The organism is Micrococcus luteus (assembly GCF_022664405.1).
GTDB classification, from domain to species: Bacteria; Actinomycetota; Actinomycetes; order Actinomycetales; family Micrococcaceae; genus Micrococcus; species Micrococcus luteus.
In genome coordinates this window covers 15,468-29,988 of sequence record NZ_JAKRLB010000020.1, presented here as the reverse complement: position 1 = coordinate 29,988, position 14,521 = coordinate 15,468, and the positions used below count along the sequence as shown (strand labels likewise).

At 76.1% G+C, this 14,521-nt stretch carries 11 protein-coding genes; 6 read left to right on the top strand and 5 right to left on the bottom strand.

Features of this window, described 5'->3' with window-relative positions:
- Positions 1–30: 30 nt before the first annotated feature.
- Together MF605_RS09530 and MF605_RS09525 are read left to right on the top strand one after the other, a co-directional pair.
- Positions 31–4,038, top strand: a complete 4,008-nt coding sequence (locus tag MF605_RS09530; protein ID WP_041104187.1) for a Pls/PosA family non-ribosomal peptide synthetase — start codon at positions 31–33, stop codon at positions 4,036–4,038.
- The gene (locus MF605_RS09525; RefSeq protein ID WP_036337490.1) at positions 4,035–5,375 is read left to right on the top strand and encodes a M1 family metallopeptidase; all 1,341 of its coding nucleotides are present in this window, start codon (positions 4,035–4,037) and stop codon (positions 5,373–5,375) included. The genes MF605_RS09530 and MF605_RS09525 overlap by 4 nt, the downstream gene beginning before the upstream one ends.
- Before the next feature lie 18 nt (positions 5,376–5,393).
- Here MF605_RS09525 and MF605_RS09520 read toward each other — a convergent pair whose 3' ends face one another.
- Genes MF605_RS09520 through pheS form a run of 3 tightly spaced genes read right to left on the bottom strand, consistent with a single transcriptional unit; the run spans position 5,394 to position 9,682 of the window.
- Positions 5,394–6,014 (bottom strand): 4'-phosphopantetheinyl transferase family protein, encoded by a 621-nt coding sequence (locus MF605_RS09520; RefSeq protein WP_041104189.1) that lies wholly within the window; start codon positions 6,012–6,014, stop codon positions 5,394–5,396.
- A gap of 2 nt (positions 6,015–6,016) precedes the next feature.
- Entirely contained in the window at positions 6,017–8,596 is a 2,580-nt protein-coding gene (gene pheT / locus MF605_RS09515) for a phenylalanine--tRNA ligase subunit beta (protein WP_041104191.1), read from the bottom strand.
- Between the two features lie 3 nt (positions 8,597–8,599).
- Positions 8,600–9,682 carry a phenylalanine--tRNA ligase subunit alpha gene (gene pheS / locus MF605_RS09510; RefSeq protein WP_020624685.1) on the bottom strand — a complete coding sequence of 361 codons (1,083 nt, stop codon included), beginning with the start codon at positions 9,680–9,682 and terminating at the stop codon, positions 8,600–8,602.
- 86 nt (positions 9,683–9,768) lie between these two features.
- Between pheS and MF605_RS09505 the strand changes: the two genes are divergently transcribed.
- Positions 9,769–10,176: a CHY zinc finger protein gene (locus tag MF605_RS09505; RefSeq protein ID WP_052520072.1), complete on the top strand. Its 408-nt coding sequence runs from the start codon at positions 9,769–9,771 to the stop codon at positions 10,174–10,176.
- Positions 10,173–10,613 (top strand): hypothetical protein, encoded by a 441-nt coding sequence (locus MF605_RS09500; protein ID WP_134415761.1) that lies wholly within the window; start codon positions 10,173–10,175, stop codon positions 10,611–10,613. Before MF605_RS09505 ends, MF605_RS09500 begins: the two co-directional genes overlap by 4 nt.
- A gap of 45 nt (positions 10,614–10,658) precedes the next feature.
- Here MF605_RS09500 and MF605_RS09495 read toward each other — a convergent pair whose 3' ends face one another.
- Positions 10,659–11,321: a pyroglutamyl-peptidase I gene (locus tag MF605_RS09495; RefSeq protein ID WP_242679251.1), complete on the bottom strand. Its 663-nt coding sequence runs from the start codon at positions 11,319–11,321 to the stop codon at positions 10,659–10,661.
- Between the two features lie 92 nt (positions 11,322–11,413).
- On the opposite strand from MF605_RS09495, the gene MF605_RS09490 reads away from it, so the two are divergent.
- Positions 11,414–12,487 (top strand): Rv2578c family radical SAM protein, encoded by a 1,074-nt coding sequence (locus tag MF605_RS09490; RefSeq protein WP_020624690.1) that lies wholly within the window; start codon positions 11,414–11,416, stop codon positions 12,485–12,487.
- A gap of 34 nt (positions 12,488–12,521) precedes the next feature.
- On the opposite strand, the gene MF605_RS09485 is transcribed toward MF605_RS09490, so the two are convergent.
- The gene (locus MF605_RS09485; RefSeq protein WP_098092377.1) at positions 12,522–13,034 is read right to left on the bottom strand and encodes a (deoxy)nucleoside triphosphate pyrophosphohydrolase; all 513 of its coding nucleotides are present in this window, start codon (positions 13,032–13,034) and stop codon (positions 12,522–12,524) included.
- Between the two features lie 56 nt (positions 13,035–13,090).
- Here MF605_RS09485 and MF605_RS09480 point away from each other — a divergent pair, with 56 nt between their 5' ends.
- Positions 13,091–14,413, top strand: a complete 1,323-nt coding sequence (locus MF605_RS09480; protein ID WP_101966041.1) for an MFS transporter — start codon at positions 13,091–13,093, stop codon at positions 14,411–14,413.
- The last annotated feature ends 108 nt before the right edge of the window (positions 14,414–14,521 follow it).

Genomic DNA, 14,521 nt, shown 5'->3' with positions numbered 1-14,521 from the left:
GGTTTGCCGCTCACACCCCCGGAGGCCCCTGTGTCCCTTTCGTCCGCCGCGCCCACCCCGCCCTCCGTCCCCCTCGACCCCGCGGGCGCGCCGCATCGGCCGCAGCTGCCCGGCTCCGAGCGCACCCCGCCCGCCCGGACGCTCGTGGAGCTCTTCGACGCCACGGCGCGCGAGCACCCGGACGCGACCGCCCTGGACGACGGCGTCGAGCCGCTGACGTACGCGGAGCTGCGGGAGCGCGTCGACGAGACCGCCCGCCACCTGTGGGCCGCCGGCGTGCGGGCGGGAGACCGGGTCGGCGTGCGGATCGCCTCGGGCACGGCCGCGCTGTACGTCTCGATCCTCGGCGTGCTCGCCGCCGGCGCGGCCTACGTCCCCGTGGACGCGGACGATCCGGAGGAGCGCGCCCGCCTCGTGTTCGGCGAGGCGAAGGTGGCCGGCGTCCTCACCGACGAGCGGGTCTACGCCCCGCACCCCGAGCACACCGCGGACCCGGCCGCGGAGGCCCGCGCCCCCGGGCTCGAGGACGACGCGTGGATCATCTTCACCTCTGGCTCGACGGGCACCCCCAAGGGCGTGGCGGTGAGCCACCGCTCGGCCGCGGCCTTCGTGGACGCCGAGGCGCGGATCTTCCTGGCGGACGATCCGCTCGCCCCGGGCGACCGCGTGCTGGCGGGACTGTCCGTCGCGTTCGACGCCTCGTGCGAGGAGATGTGGCTCGCCTGGCGTCACGGTGCGTGCCTGGTCCCGGCCCCCCGCTCGCTCGTGCGCTCCGGCATGGACCTCGGCCCGTGGCTCGCCGAGCGGCGCATCACCGCCGTGTCCACCGTGCCGACCCTCGCCGCGATGTGGCCCACCGAGGCCATGGACAACGTCCGGCTGCTGATCTTCGGCGGCGAGGCCTGCCCGCCCGAGCTCGCCGCGCGCCTGGCGGAGGACGGCCGCGAGGTCTGGAACACCTACGGCCCCACGGAGGCCACCGTCGTCGCGTGCGCGGCCCCGCTCACGGGTCTCGGCCCGGTCCGCATCGGCCTGCCCCTGGACGGCTGGGACCTGGCCGTCGTCGACCCGCAGACCACGCTGCCCGTGGCCGAGGGCGAGACGGGCGAGCTGATCATCGGCGGCGTCGGCCTGGCCCGCTACCTCGACCCGGCCAAGGACGCCGAGAAGTACGCCCCCATGCCCTCCCTCGGCTGGGAGCGTGCCTACCGCTCCGGTGACCTCGTGGTCTTCGAGCCGGAGGGCCTGCTGTTCGTCGGCCGCGCCGACGACCAGGTGAAGCTCGGCGGCCGCCGCATCGAGCTCGGCGAGGTGGACGCGGCCCTCCAGGCCCTGCCCGGCGTCCACGGCGGCGCCGCGGCCGTGCAGACCACCCCGGCGGGCCACCAGATCCTCGTCGGCTACCTCGTCCCCGCGGACCCCGAGGCCGAGCTCGACCTGCACATGGCCCGCGAGCACCTCGCGGCGGAGCTGCCGGCCGCCCTCGTGCCCCGGCTGGCCGTCGTGGACTCCCTGCCCACGAAGACCTCCGGCAAGGTGGACCGCCACGCGCTGCCGTGGCCCCTGCCCGGCGCCGAGGTGGACGAGGACGCGCCCCAGCCGAACGAGGACACCGCCGACGGCTGGGTGCTGCGCCAGTGGGCGGACGTGCTCGGCGCGCCCCCCAAGGACGCCGACACCGACTTCTTCGAGGCCGGCGGCGGCTCGCTCGCCGCTGCCCAGCTCGTGGCCCGCCTGCGCCTGCGCCACCCGGCCGTGACCGTCCAGGACGTCTACCGCAACCCCACCGCCGGGGCCCTCGTGGCCGCCGTCGTGGGCGACGACGGCCCCCGCGGCATCGAGGTGCACGACCGGCACGTCGACCGCACCCGCCACCGCACCCAGTGGGTCCAGACCCTCGTGGGACTGCCCGTGTTCGTCCTGCCCGCCCTGCGCCTGGGCGTGTGGACCGGCCTGGCCCTGAACCTGCTGACGCTCTCCGGGCTCGCGCCCGGGCTGCCCACCGTGCCGTGGTGGGTGCTGATCGTGGCCGGTCTGCTGGTGGTGACCGTGCCCGGCCGCATGCTGCTCACCGCCGCGACGGCCCGGCTGCTGCTGCGCGGCGTGAGCCCCGGGTCCTACCCGCGCGGTGGCCGCGTCCACCTGCGCCTGTGGCTCGCCCAGCAGATCAGCGACCTCGTGGACCCCTACTCGCTGGCCGGCGCCACGTGGGTGCCCGCCTACGCGCGACTGCTGGGCAACCGGATCGGCAAGGACGTGGACATGCACACCGTGCCACCGGTCACCGGCATGCTCACGGTCGAGGAGGGCGCCGCGATCGAGCCTGAGGTGGACCTGTCCGGCTACTGGGTCGACGGCGACGTCGTCCGGCTCGGCGAGGTGCGCATCGGCGCGGACGCCGTCGTGGGCGCCCGCTCCACGCTCCTGCCGGGCGCCCAGGTCGGCGCCGGGGCGCACGTCGAGGCCGGGTCCACCGTCGCCGGGCGGGTGCGCGGCGGCCAGCGCCACGCCGGCTCCCCCGCCGTCAAGGTGGGCAAGGTGAAGTCCCGCGGCCCCGCCGAGGCGCCGCGGGAGACCCCGGGCTGGCGCCTGATGGCGACCGTCCTCTCGACCCTCATCTCCCTCCTTCCGCTCGTCTCCGCCGCCGCGGCGGCCGCGGTGGCCGCGTGGTCGCTGACCTGGTGGCCGCCGGCCCCGGAGGCGGGGCCGCTGGCCGCCGTCGGGACCACCGCGGCGCGCCTGCTGGCCGCAAGCCCCCTGGTGGCCGGCGTCTGGTTCCTGACCCAGATGCTGCTCGTGCTCGTCACCGTGCGCCTGCTCGCGCTCGGCATCACGGAGGGGCACCACCCCGTGCGCTCCCGGGTCGGCTGGCAGGTGTGGGCCACCGAGCGCGTCCTCGACGCCGCCCGCGACCAGCTGTTCCCGATCTACGCCTCCCGCTTCACGCCGACGTGGCTGCGCCTGCTGGGCGCCGAGGTGGGCCGCGGCGTCGAGGCCTCCACCGTGGTGCTCCTGCCCTGCATGACCCGCGTGGGCGACGGCGCGTTCCTCGCCGACGACACGATGGTCTCCTCCTACTCCCTCGACGGCGGGTGGATGCACGTGGCCCCCGCGAAGGTCGGCAAGCGCTCGTTCGTGGGCAACTCCGGCATGGTGCCCGGCGGCCGCACCCTGCGCCGCGACTCGCTCGTGGCGGTGCTGTCCACCACCCCGGCCAAGACCAAGGCGGGCACGTCCTGGATGGGCTCCCCGCCCGTGCGCCTGCGCCGCAACGAGGTCACCGCAGACGCCGCCCTCACCTACGACCCGCCGGCCCGACTCAAGGCCGCCCGCACCGCCTGGGAGCTGCTGCGCGCGATCCCGGTGTGGTTGCACGTGGCCCTGTCCCTCGCCGTCGGCGCGACGCTGGCCGCCCTCATCGCGGTCGGCACGTGGGCGCTGGCCTTCGTCCTGGGCGGCGTCGTCCTGCTCGCGGCCGGCGCGGTCGCGGCGAGCCTGACCGTGCTCGCCAAGCGGGTCTTCGTCGGCCGGATCCGCGCGGGCGAGCACCCGCTGTGGTCCTCGTTCATCTGGCGCAACGAGGTCGCGGACACCTTCACCGAGTTCCTCGCCGCCCCGTGGTTCAGCCGGGCCGCGGCCGGCACCCCCGCCCTGGTCTGGTTCCTGCGCGCGATGGGCGCCCGCATCGGCCACGGCGCCTGGGTCGAGTCCTACTGGCTGCCCGAGGCCGACCTCGTGGAGCTCGGCGACGGCGCCACCGTGAACCGCGGCTGCGTCGTCCAGACCCACCTGTTCCACGACCGCGTGATGTCCCTGGACGCCGTCGTCCTGGAGGACGGCGCCACCCTCGGCCCCCACTCCGTGGTGCTGCCCGCCGCCCGCCTGGGCCGCGGCACCACCGTCGGCGCCGGGTCCCTCGTGATGCGCGGCGAGGAGCTGCCCGCCGGCACGTGGTGGCTCGGCAACCCGGTCTCCCCGTGGCGTCGTCCTGACGGCGACCCCGCCGCCGCGGCCACCCCCTCCCGAGAGGAAGCATGAGCACCGATCCCTACGTCCCGGGCGTCGGCACCGACGCCGCCACCGTCGAGCACATCGCACTGGACCTCGACGTGCGCCTGGCCGCGAACCGGGTCTCCGGCACCGCCGTCCTGCGCGTGCGCCTGACGAAGCAGAGCCGCCGCATCGAGCTGGACCTGTACCGGCTGCGCGTGTCCCGGGTGGACGCCGTCGTCGACGGCCGCGCCGTCGCCTCCTCGTTCACCCAGCCGGGCCGCGCCCCGAGCCGCCTCGTCGTCGACCTGGACGAGAGCCGGCCGGAGGGCACGCTCGTGGAGCTGACCGTGGTCTACGCGGGCACGCCCACGCTGCGGCGCAGCCCGTGGGGCACGATCGGCTGGGAGGAGCTCACGGACGGCGTGCTCGTGGCCGGGCAGCCCCACGGCGCCTCCACGTGGCTGCCGTGCGTGGACTCCCCCACCTCCCGCTCGACGGCGGAGATCACCCTCACCTGCGACGCGGGCTACCTGCCCGTCGCCAACGGCGTGGGCGCGCCCGTGCGCACGCGCGGCTCGCGGGTCACGTGGCGGTGGCGGCTCGACCAGCCCGTGCCCGCCTACCTGCTCAGCGTGCAGATCGGCCGCTACCGGCTCGTGGACGCCGCCCCTCCCGCCGAGGGCCTGCCGCCGCTGCGCCTCGTGGTCTCCCCGCGGACCGAGCAGCGGGCCCTCCGGGCCCTTGCCCCCCAGCCGGCCATGATGGCCACGTTCATCGACGCCTACGGGCCATACCCATTCGAGGACTACACCGCGGTCGTGGCCGACGAGGAGCTCGAGATCCCGCTCGAGGCCGCGAGCATGTCGCTGTTCGGCACCAACCACCTGGACGGCTCGTGGGAGTCCGAGCGGCTGATCGCCCACGAGATGTCCCACCAGTGGTTCGGCAACGCCGTGACCCTGGGCCGCTGGTCCGACCTGTGGCTGCACGAGGGCTTCGCCTGCTGGTCCGAGTGGCTGTGGGCCGAGGCCTCGGGGCGGTCCAGCATCACCTCGATGGCGCGGCGGGCCTGGCAGAAGCTGGCCGCGCACCCGGTGGAGCAGGCGCTGGCCGAGCCCGGGCCGGAGGAGATGTTCGAGGACTGGGTGTACAAGCGCGGCGCGCTCACCGTGGAGGCGCTGCGGCACCTGCTGGGCACGGACCTCTTCGGCTCCATGCTGCGCGCCTGGGTGCGGGAGCACCGGTTCGGCACCGTCGACTCCCTGGGGCTGCGCACGCACGTGCACGCGTGGGCCCCGCACGCCGGGGTGAGCCGAGCGCAGGTGGACGAGCTCTTCGACGCGTGGACGCTGCGGCCCGAGCTGCCGCCGTTCCCGGGCTGAGGCGCCCGCGCGGTCGACTCAGCGGCCCCGCAGCGCCAGCGCCCCGAGGAGACCGCCCGGCAGCCGGTCGGTGAGGTCCACCAGCACGACGTCGGCCGGCACGGTCAGCGCGTCGACGGCGGCGGGGTCGCCCGTGAAGCCGGTGCCGGCGGCCTTCACGAGCGCCTCCTTGCGCGTCCACAGCCGGGCCCGCGCGGCGGGCCTCTCGGGGGCGGGGAGCTCCCGCACCCGGGCGCGCTCCGCCGTCGAGAAGCCCACCCCGCCCAGGCCGTCCTCGTCCGCGAAGGCCGCGGCGTCCGCCCGCTCGACGTCCACCCCGAGGCCGAGCCCGTCGGCGGGCCGTGCCGGCGCCCACCACGCCCCGATCCGCGCCCGATCCTCGGCGCCGGGCATCCGGACGTGCGTGAACGAGACGAGCGCGACCCGGCCGGGAGGCAGGCCGGTCAGCGCGGGGACGCCGTGCGCGGCCGAGCCGCAGCCCGCGCAGGCGTGCCGGAGCCCGAGCGGCCCCACCGGCACGCCCCAGGCCGCCGTCAGGGCGGTGCGCACCTGACCGAGCAGCGCGGAGACGGCGTCGGCCGCCCCCGCCGAGGCGGGGACGGCCGACGTCAGGCCCCACGGGCCGGTCGCGGCGGACACGGTCAGCGCTGGACCGCCCCGTGCCGCTGCGCCGCGAGCGCGGTGGCCGCGGCGCGGGCCTCGGAGGCCTCCTCCGCGGTGAGCGTGCGGTCGGGGGCGCGGAACCGCAGGGAGAACGCGAGGGACTTCCGCCCCTCCGGCACGCCCGCGCCCCGGTAGACGTCGAACAGCTCGACGGCCTCGAGCAGCTCCCCGGCGCCCTCGGCGAGGGTCGCGCGCACGTCCCCGGCCACGACGGCCTCGTCCACCACGAGCGCCACGTCCTGCGTGCTCACGGGGAACGTGGACAGCGGCGCGGCGACCACGGTCTCGGGCGCCGCGGCGCACAGCGCGTCCAGGTCCAGCTCCCACACGCTCATGCGGGCGGGCAGATCCTCGGCCTCGAGCCACTGCGGGTGCAGCTCGCCGGCCACGCCCACCACCCGGTCCCCGTGCTCGGTCACGACGACGAGCTCGGCCACCCGGCCCGGGTGGAACGCGTGGTGCCGGCCCTGCCGGACGGTCAGCTCGACGCCGAGGACGTCGGCCACGTCGAGGGCCCCGGCGACCGCGTCCTGCCAGTCCACCGGGCGGGGGGCGTGGTCCGGCCCGGGCGCCGAGTCGTGCCCGGCGTACAGACCGGCCACGTGCCACGGCTGGGCGGGGATGCCGGCCTCGAGGTCGGCGAGGACCTCGGGGGAGGGATGGACCGCGCGCGGGGGGATCGTCGCCGAGCCCAGCTGCGCGCCGGGCAGGAAGACCAGCCCCATCTCGTACAGCGCCAGATCGCGGAAGCCGCGGCCGAGGTTGCGGCGCGCGGTCTCGACCAGGCCCGGCAGCAGCGACAGGCGCAGGTGCCGGTACTGGGAGGCGATCGGATTGGCCAGGGCCACCATCGCCGGGACCTGGCCCTGCGCGTCCGAGTCCGCCCCGAAACGCCGGTTCTGCTCCTCGGAGACGAACGGGTAGGCGAGCACCTCGGTGAGACCCGCGGCCGCGAGCGCGGCCGACACGCGGCGACGCTGGGCCTGGCGGCGGGTGAAGCCGCGGCCCGGCGGGGCCACGGGCACCACGGAGGGGATCGCGTCGTAGCCGCGCAGGCGCGCGACCTCCTCGGCGAGGTCCTCGGGGATGCGCAGGTCCGTGCGCCACGACGGGGCGGTCACGGTCAGCCGCGGGGCGGCGCCGTCGGCGGCCTCGGTCACGGCCACCTCGGCGCCCAGGGCGCGCAGCGTCTCCACGACCTCGTCGGTCGTGTACGCCACGCCCACCAGGGCGGAGGGGAAGTCGGCGGCCATCTCGACGACGGCCGGCTGCGGCCGCGTCCCGACGTCGGTGACGCCGGGCTCGGCGGTGCCGCCGGCGAGCTCGACGAGCATCTGGACGGCCCGCTCGGCCGCCTCGTCGGCGACCTCCCAGTCGACGCCGCGCTCGTTGCGCTTCGACGCCTCCGAGGGCAGGCGGTGCCGGCGCCGCGTACGGGCGATCGACACCGGGTCGAAGTTCGCGGACTCGACCACGATCGTGGTGGTGGCGTCCGTGACCTCGGTGGCGGCCCCGCCCATGACGCCCGCCAGGCCGATGGGGCCGGAGTCGTCCGTGATGAGCAGGTCCTCGGGGTCGAGCTCGCGCTCCTTGCCGTCGAGGGTGGTCAGGGTCTCTCCGGCCCGCGCGCGACGCACCACGATCTCACCGGAGAGCGTGTCCGCGTCGTAGAAGTGCAGGGGCTGGCCCAGCTCCCACATCACGTAGTTGGAGATGTCCACCGGCAGGGAGATGGTGCGGATGCCGGCCAGGCGCAGGCGCGCGGCCAGCCACGGCGGGGTCGGACGGGTCGCGTCCACACCGGAGACCGTGCGGGCGACGAAGCGGGTGGCCCCGGGCTCGCCGTGGATCGGCGCGTCGTCGTCGATGCGGACGGCCGGGCCGGCGTCGTCGGCCGCCGGCGGGTGGACGGCGGCGGCCGGGTCCGTGAAGGGCACGCCGGTGGCGTGCGCGTACTCGCGCGCGACGCCGCGCATCGAGAACGCGTAGCCGCGGTCGGGCGTCACGTTGATCTCGGCGGCCTCGCCGTGCAGGTCCAGGACGTCCCGGGCGTCGGTGCCCGGCTCGGGGTCGAGCCCGAGGTCGCCGAGCACGATGATCCCGTCCGTGCCGTCGTCGCCCATGCCCAGCTCCGTGCTGGAGGCGATCATCCCGGCCGAGACGTGGCCGTAGGTCTTGCGGGGGCTGATGCGGAAGTCGCCGGGCAGCACCGCGCCGGGCAGGGTCACGACGACCTTGTCCCCGACCTCGAAGTTGTGGGCGCCGCACACGATGCCCTGCACGCCGGAGGGCTCGATGCCCTCGCCGGTGAGCGGCTGGGCGGCGCCCTCGGGAACCACCCGCACGGAGCACCAGTTGATGGTCTTGCCGTTCTTCTGCGGCTCGGGCTCCTTGGAGAGCACCTGCCCGACGACGATCGGGCCCTGCAGCTCGGCGGCCGGACGGTGGACGTCCTCCTCCTCGAGGCCGACGCGGACGAGGTCGGCCATCACGTCCTCGGCACGGTGCTCCGCGGGCACGGGGACGAACTCCCGCAGCCAGTCCAGGGGGATGCGCATGGATCAGACCTCCATTCCGAAGTGCTGGGAGAAGCGGACGTCGCCCTCGATCATGTCGTGCATGTCCGGGACCTCGTTGCGGAACATGAGCGTGCGCTCCACGCCCATGCCGAACGCGAACCCGGAGTACTCCTCCGGGTCCAGGCCCGCGGCGCGCAGCACATTCGGGTGCACCATGCCGCAGCCGCCCCACTCGATCCAGCGGGGCCCGCCCTTGGCGCCGGGGTGCCAGATGTCCAGCTCGGCGCTGGGCTCGGTGAACGGGAAGAAGTTCGGGCGCAGGCGGATGGCCGCCTCGGCCCCGAACATCTGGCGGGCGAAGTACTCGAGGGTGCCGCGCAGGTGGGCCATGGTCAGGCCCTTGTCCACGGCCAGGCCCTCGAACTGGTGGAACACCGGGGTGTGCGTGGCGTCCAGCTCGTCCGTGCGGAAGGTGCGACCCGGGCACAGCACGTAGGTGGGGGCGCCCCGCTCGAGCAGGGAGCGCATCTGCACCGGGGAGGTGTGGGTGCGCAGCAGCAGGTGGGCCTCGGCCGGGGCCACGAAGAAGGTGTCCTGCATCTCGCGGGCCGGATGGTCCGGCGCGAAGTTGAGGGAGTCGAAGTTGAACCACTCGGACTCGAGCTCGGGGCCCTCCGCGATCTCCCAGCCCATGCCGACGAAGATCTCCGAGACACGGTCCATCGTCAGCGAGAGCGGGTGACGGGCGCCGACGCGGCGGCGACGGACCGCGGTGGTCACGTCCACCGTCTCCTCGCGCAGGATCCGCGCGGCCCGCTCCGCCTCGAGCACCTCGGTGCGGGCGGCCAGGGCCTTGCCCAGGCGGCCGCGTGCGGCGCCCATGAGCTTGCCGGCCTCCGCCTTGCGCTCCTTGGGCAGAGCGCCGATCGCCTTGTTCGCGAGAGTCAGGGGGGCCCGGTCGCCGGTGTGGGCCAGGCGGGCGGCCTTGAGCTCATCGAGGTCGGCCGCGGCCTCGTACGCGGCGAGCGCGGCCTGCACGGCGGCCTCCACCGCCTCCGCGTCCACGGGGGAGATCTCCGCCACGGGCGCGGTGGGCTCCGCGCCGGTCTCGGGGCTGGGTGTCATCAGGGCAACGACCTTCGCATGGGGGACGGTGGGACGCCCGTCAGTCTAGTGTCCGCCCCGGACGCGCCCGGCCTAGGCTGAGGCGCATGACCGCCCCGGACTCCCTCGACGGCACCGACCCGCTGCTGCGGGGCGTGGGCCTGGACGCGCAGACCCGCTGCGCCCATTACGCCACGGCGCGGGACGTCGTCGCCCTGCGCTTCGCCTGCTGCCCCGCGTACTGGTCCTGCCACCGCTGCCACGCGGAGCTCGCCGACCACCCGGCCGTGCCGGTGCCGGCCGGCGACTTCGACCGGCCGCACGTGCTGTGCGGGGTGTGCCGCACCGAGCTGAGCGTGACCGCCTATCTCGCCCTCGAGGCCGCCGCCGATCCCGCGTGCCCGGCCTGCGGGGCGCCGTTCAACCCGGGCTGCGCCGCCCATGCCCCGCTCTACTTCGACGTCCCCGCGTCCGGGTCCCCCGCCGGTGAGGCCGATCCCCCGGCACAGCCATGACCGCGGCCCCTTCCCGGCCGTCGCCTCCGGCGCACGTGCGGGCGCGCGGGCTGTGGAACCTGGCGACGCCGCTGGGGCTGGTGGGCGCCGTCGTCGCCGGCTGCGCGCTGCGGCCCGGGCCGCACGGGCTGATCGAGGCCCGCGGCTGGACGCACCGGTTCCCGGGCGGGGCCGCGTTCACGGTCGGCGACGTCGTGTTCACCCGCCCCGGCCTGCGCATGACGCCCGCGCTGTGGCGGCACGAGGCCGGCCATGCGGACCAGTACGCCCTCCTGCTGGGTCTGCCGTTCCTGCCGGCGTACGCGCTGGCGGCGGCGTGGTCGATGTGGCGGACCGGGGATCCGGCGTCGCGCAACGTCTTCGAACGACGCGCGGGCCTGGCCCTGGGCGGCTACGTCGAGCGGCCCGTGGTCCGCGGCCTGCGGCCGCGCCGCTGACGGGCACGGGCGGTCGCGCCGACGCGGACCCGGGGTCCGGGGAGGTCAGTGCAGGGTGCCGCCGGGGACGTCGAGGTCGGGGCCGCCGGCCAGCGCCGTCAGGGCGGCCTCGGCCACCGCGCGCGCCAGGTCGGCCGCGGGCAGGGCCGGGGTGTCCGGCGTCGGGCGGTGCTCGGTGTCCCACGGCACGTGGATGAAGCCGGCGGCCCGGGCGGTGCCGGGGGCGTCGAGGAGGGCGTACATGACGTGGTTGCACACGAACGCGCCCGCGGACAGGGACGGCTCCGCGGCGACGCCGGCCTCCCGGATCGCGGCGACGGCACGCTTGGCGGGCAGGGTGGCGAACAGGGCCGCGGGACCGTCGGCGCGCACGGGCCGGTCCACGGGCTGCTCCCCCGCGTTGTCCGGGATCCGGGCGTCCTGCAGGTTCACGGCCACCCGTTCGACCCGGACCGTCGCCGTGCCGCCGGCCAGCCCGACGGCGATCGCCACCTCCGGCCGGACCCGGTCGAGGGCCGCGGTCAGGGCCGGCCCGGCCGCGCCGAACGCGCACGGCAGCTCGACCGCCTCGGCCGTCACACCCCGGTCCGCCAGGATGCCCACGGCGTCCCGCGCGGCGGCGATCGACGGGTTGTGGACATCGCCGCCGAAGGGCTCGAAGCCCGTGAGCAGGACGCGGGCGGCCGGGGCGGGTGCACGGGAGGTCATGGCGACCACGGTAGGCGCGTCTCGGCGCCCGCGCCACGCCCGGACTCGAACACGCTTGCGGGTCGATTCGAACATGTGTTCTACTTCTGGCCATGCGATGGGAAGCGCAGACCCTGCGGTCCGAGGGCGGAGCCCAGCGGGCGACGGCCGGCACACCGGCCGGCTCCGCCGCCCTGCTGCCGCTCTCGGACCTGCAGCGGAGTGTCACCACCCCGGAGTTCGCGGGCGTCACCTTCCATGAGGTGCTCGCCAAGACCGCACTGAACTCGGTGCCGTCCGCCTCGGCCATGCCGTTCCGCTGGACCGTGAACCCGTACCGCGGCTGCACCCACGCCTGCCGGTACTGCTACGCCCGCAGCACCCACACCTTCCTCGAGCTCGACGCCGGGGCCGACTTCGACCGGCAGATCGTCGTGAAGGTCAACGTCGCCGAGGTGCTGCGCGCCGAACTCGCCCGCCCCACGTGGGGCCGCGAGGCGGTGGCGTTGGGGACGAACACGGACCCGTATCAGCGGGCCGAGGGCCGCTACGCGCTGATGCCCGGGATCATCCGGGCCCTGGCCGATTCCGGCACCCCGTTCTCCGTGCTGACCAAGGGGACCCTGCTCGCGCGGGATGTGCCCCTGCTGCAGGCGGCCTCGCGCCAGGTGCCGGTGCAGGTCTCGCTGTCCCTGGCGATGCTCGACCCCGCCATCGCCGCCGCGGTCGAGCCGGGCACGCCGTCGCCGACCGCACGCCTGCGCCTGATCGAGCGGCTCGCCGCCGCGGGTGCGGACGTCACCGTCATGGCCATGCCCCTGCTGCCGTGGCTCACGGACGGGGACCGCGAGATCGACGCCCTCATGCGCGCGCTGGCGGACGCCGGAGCCGCGCGCGTCATGCCGGGCGCCCTGCACCTGCGGCCGGGCGCGAAGGAGTGGTACCTGGACTGGATCCGCCGCGAGCACCCGGATCTGCTGGCCGGCTACGAGCAGATGTACGCCCGGTCCGCCTACGCGCCCGAGTCGTACCGCCGCATGCTCACCCGGATGGCCGGGGAGGCCGCCGCACGGCACGGCCTGGCCCGCGGCGGCGCCCACGGCATCCGGCGCGAGGACGGTCCCCCGGCCCGGCGCCGGCCGGCGTCCCGGCCCTCCGCTCCGGCGGCGCAGCCCGCGCTGTTCTGACCGGTCCGCGGGGCGCGGCCGGCCGCGTGTCGACTCAGCGCCCCGCGGAGAACGCCGTGGCGGCGCCACGGAGCACCTCGGCCACGATCGGCCGGTCCGCCGGGATCCAGTCCAGGTGCCGCACGCCCGGCCCGGCGAGCGGCAGCCACGCCAGCAGGTCGTGGTCCTGGAGGGCTCGGGGCGTCGCCCCCTCCTCCGCCAGGACGCCCCAGAACACCCGCATCCGGGCGCCGTTGGCCAGCTCCCACCCGTCCGGCTCCGGCGCCGCCACCTCGGGGCCGAGCCGCACGGCGACCCCGAGCTCCTCCCGGCACTCCCGCAGCAGCGCCTCCTGGACGCCCTCCCCCGGCTCGACCTTGCCCCCGGGGAACTCCCAGAGCCCCCGCAGCGGGGCAGGCGCGCTGCGACGGGCCGCCAGCAGGCGGGTCGGCGCGGCCACATCGTCGAGCAGCGCGAGCCCCACGACCTGCCGCGGTCGCGCACCGTCCCGGGGCGACGTCGTCGGGCGGGCGGCGGGCGCGGGGCGAGCGGGTGTGGCGGAGGTCATGAGCCCAGGCTAGCGAGGCCCCCGCCCCCGCAGACCGGAGTCCGTAGGCTGGGTCGGTGCCCACCCCCACTCCCGCCGCCGACGGCGCCCACGACCGTTCCCCCCGCGCCCCGCGTCCGACGCGCCCGGACCCGTCCATCCCACCGACCGCGCCGACGGGCCCCGGCGCGCTGCTGGGCGGCCGCCGCGTGCGTCTGCTGCCGGCCATCCTCGCGCTGGCCCTGGGCAGCTTCGCGATCGGCACCACGGAGTTCGCGATGATGGGCCTGCTGCCGCAGGCGGTGGCCGACCTCGGCATCGGTCTCGAGGCCGGCGGCGTGCTCATCTCCATGTACGCGCTGGGCGTCGTGATCGGCGCTCCCCTGCTGGCCGCGTCCTTCGCCCGCGTCGACCGGCGGGTCACGAGCATCGTGCTGATGCTGCTGTTCGTCGTGGGGCACGTGGCCGCGTTCCTCGCCCCGGACATGGGGAGCATGATGGCGGCCCGGTTCGTGTCGGGCCTGCCCCACGGCGCCTACTTCTCCGCGGCCGCCCTGGCCGCGGCGGACCTCGCCGGGCCCGCCCGCCGCGGCCAGGCCGTGGCCTGGGTGATGGCCGGGCTGTCCGTGGCCAACGTGCTGGGCGTGCCGGGCGCGACGGCGCTCGGGCAGGCCGTCGGCTGGCGCTGGATGTTCGTCATCGTGGCGGTCTGCGCGGCCCTGTGCGTCGGGGCGACCGCGTGGCTCGTCCCGTCCGTGCCGGCCCCCGCGGGCGCCTCGGTCGGCCGCGAGCTGCGCGGTCTGGCCTCCGGCCGCCTGTGGGCGACGGTGGCCGTGGGCGTGATCGGCTTCGCCGGCATGTTCGCGCTCTACACCTACATCGCGCCGCTGCTCACGGAGGTCGCGGGCCTCGAGGAACGGTGGGTCCCCGCCGTGCTGGCCCTCTACGGCGTCGGCATGGTGATCGGCACGCTCGTCAGCGGCGCCCTCACGGACCGCGACCCGGTGGGCACCCTGCGCCTGAGCTTCGGGCTCAGCGCGGTCTCGCTGGCCGCCGTCGCGCTGACGGCCTCGTGGGCTCCGGTGATGATCGTGTTCCTCTTCTGCGTGGCCGTCAGCGGCTCCGGGATCGCCCCGTCCCTGCAGGTGCTGCTCGTGGACTCCGCGCCCACCGCACCCCAGCTGGCCGGTTCGCTCAACCACTCCGCGCTGAACATGGCCAACGCGATGGGCGCGTGGGTCGGGGCCGCCGCGATCGGGGCCGGTGCGTCGCTGCGGACCCCGCCGCTGGTCGGCGCGGGCATCGCCCTGGCGGGCCTGGTGCTGGCGTTCCTCCTCGTGCGCCGCGACGTCGCGGCGCGGCCCGGCGTCCGGGCTGACGACGACGGCTCGCCCCGCTGAATCTCCCACACGAGGCCGGGGCGAACCTCGTCACGTCGGAGAATCTCGAAAAAGTCGGGGCGCCAGAGGTGGCCCCCCGTGAAAATCCCTTGCTACGTTCCTTCTCGT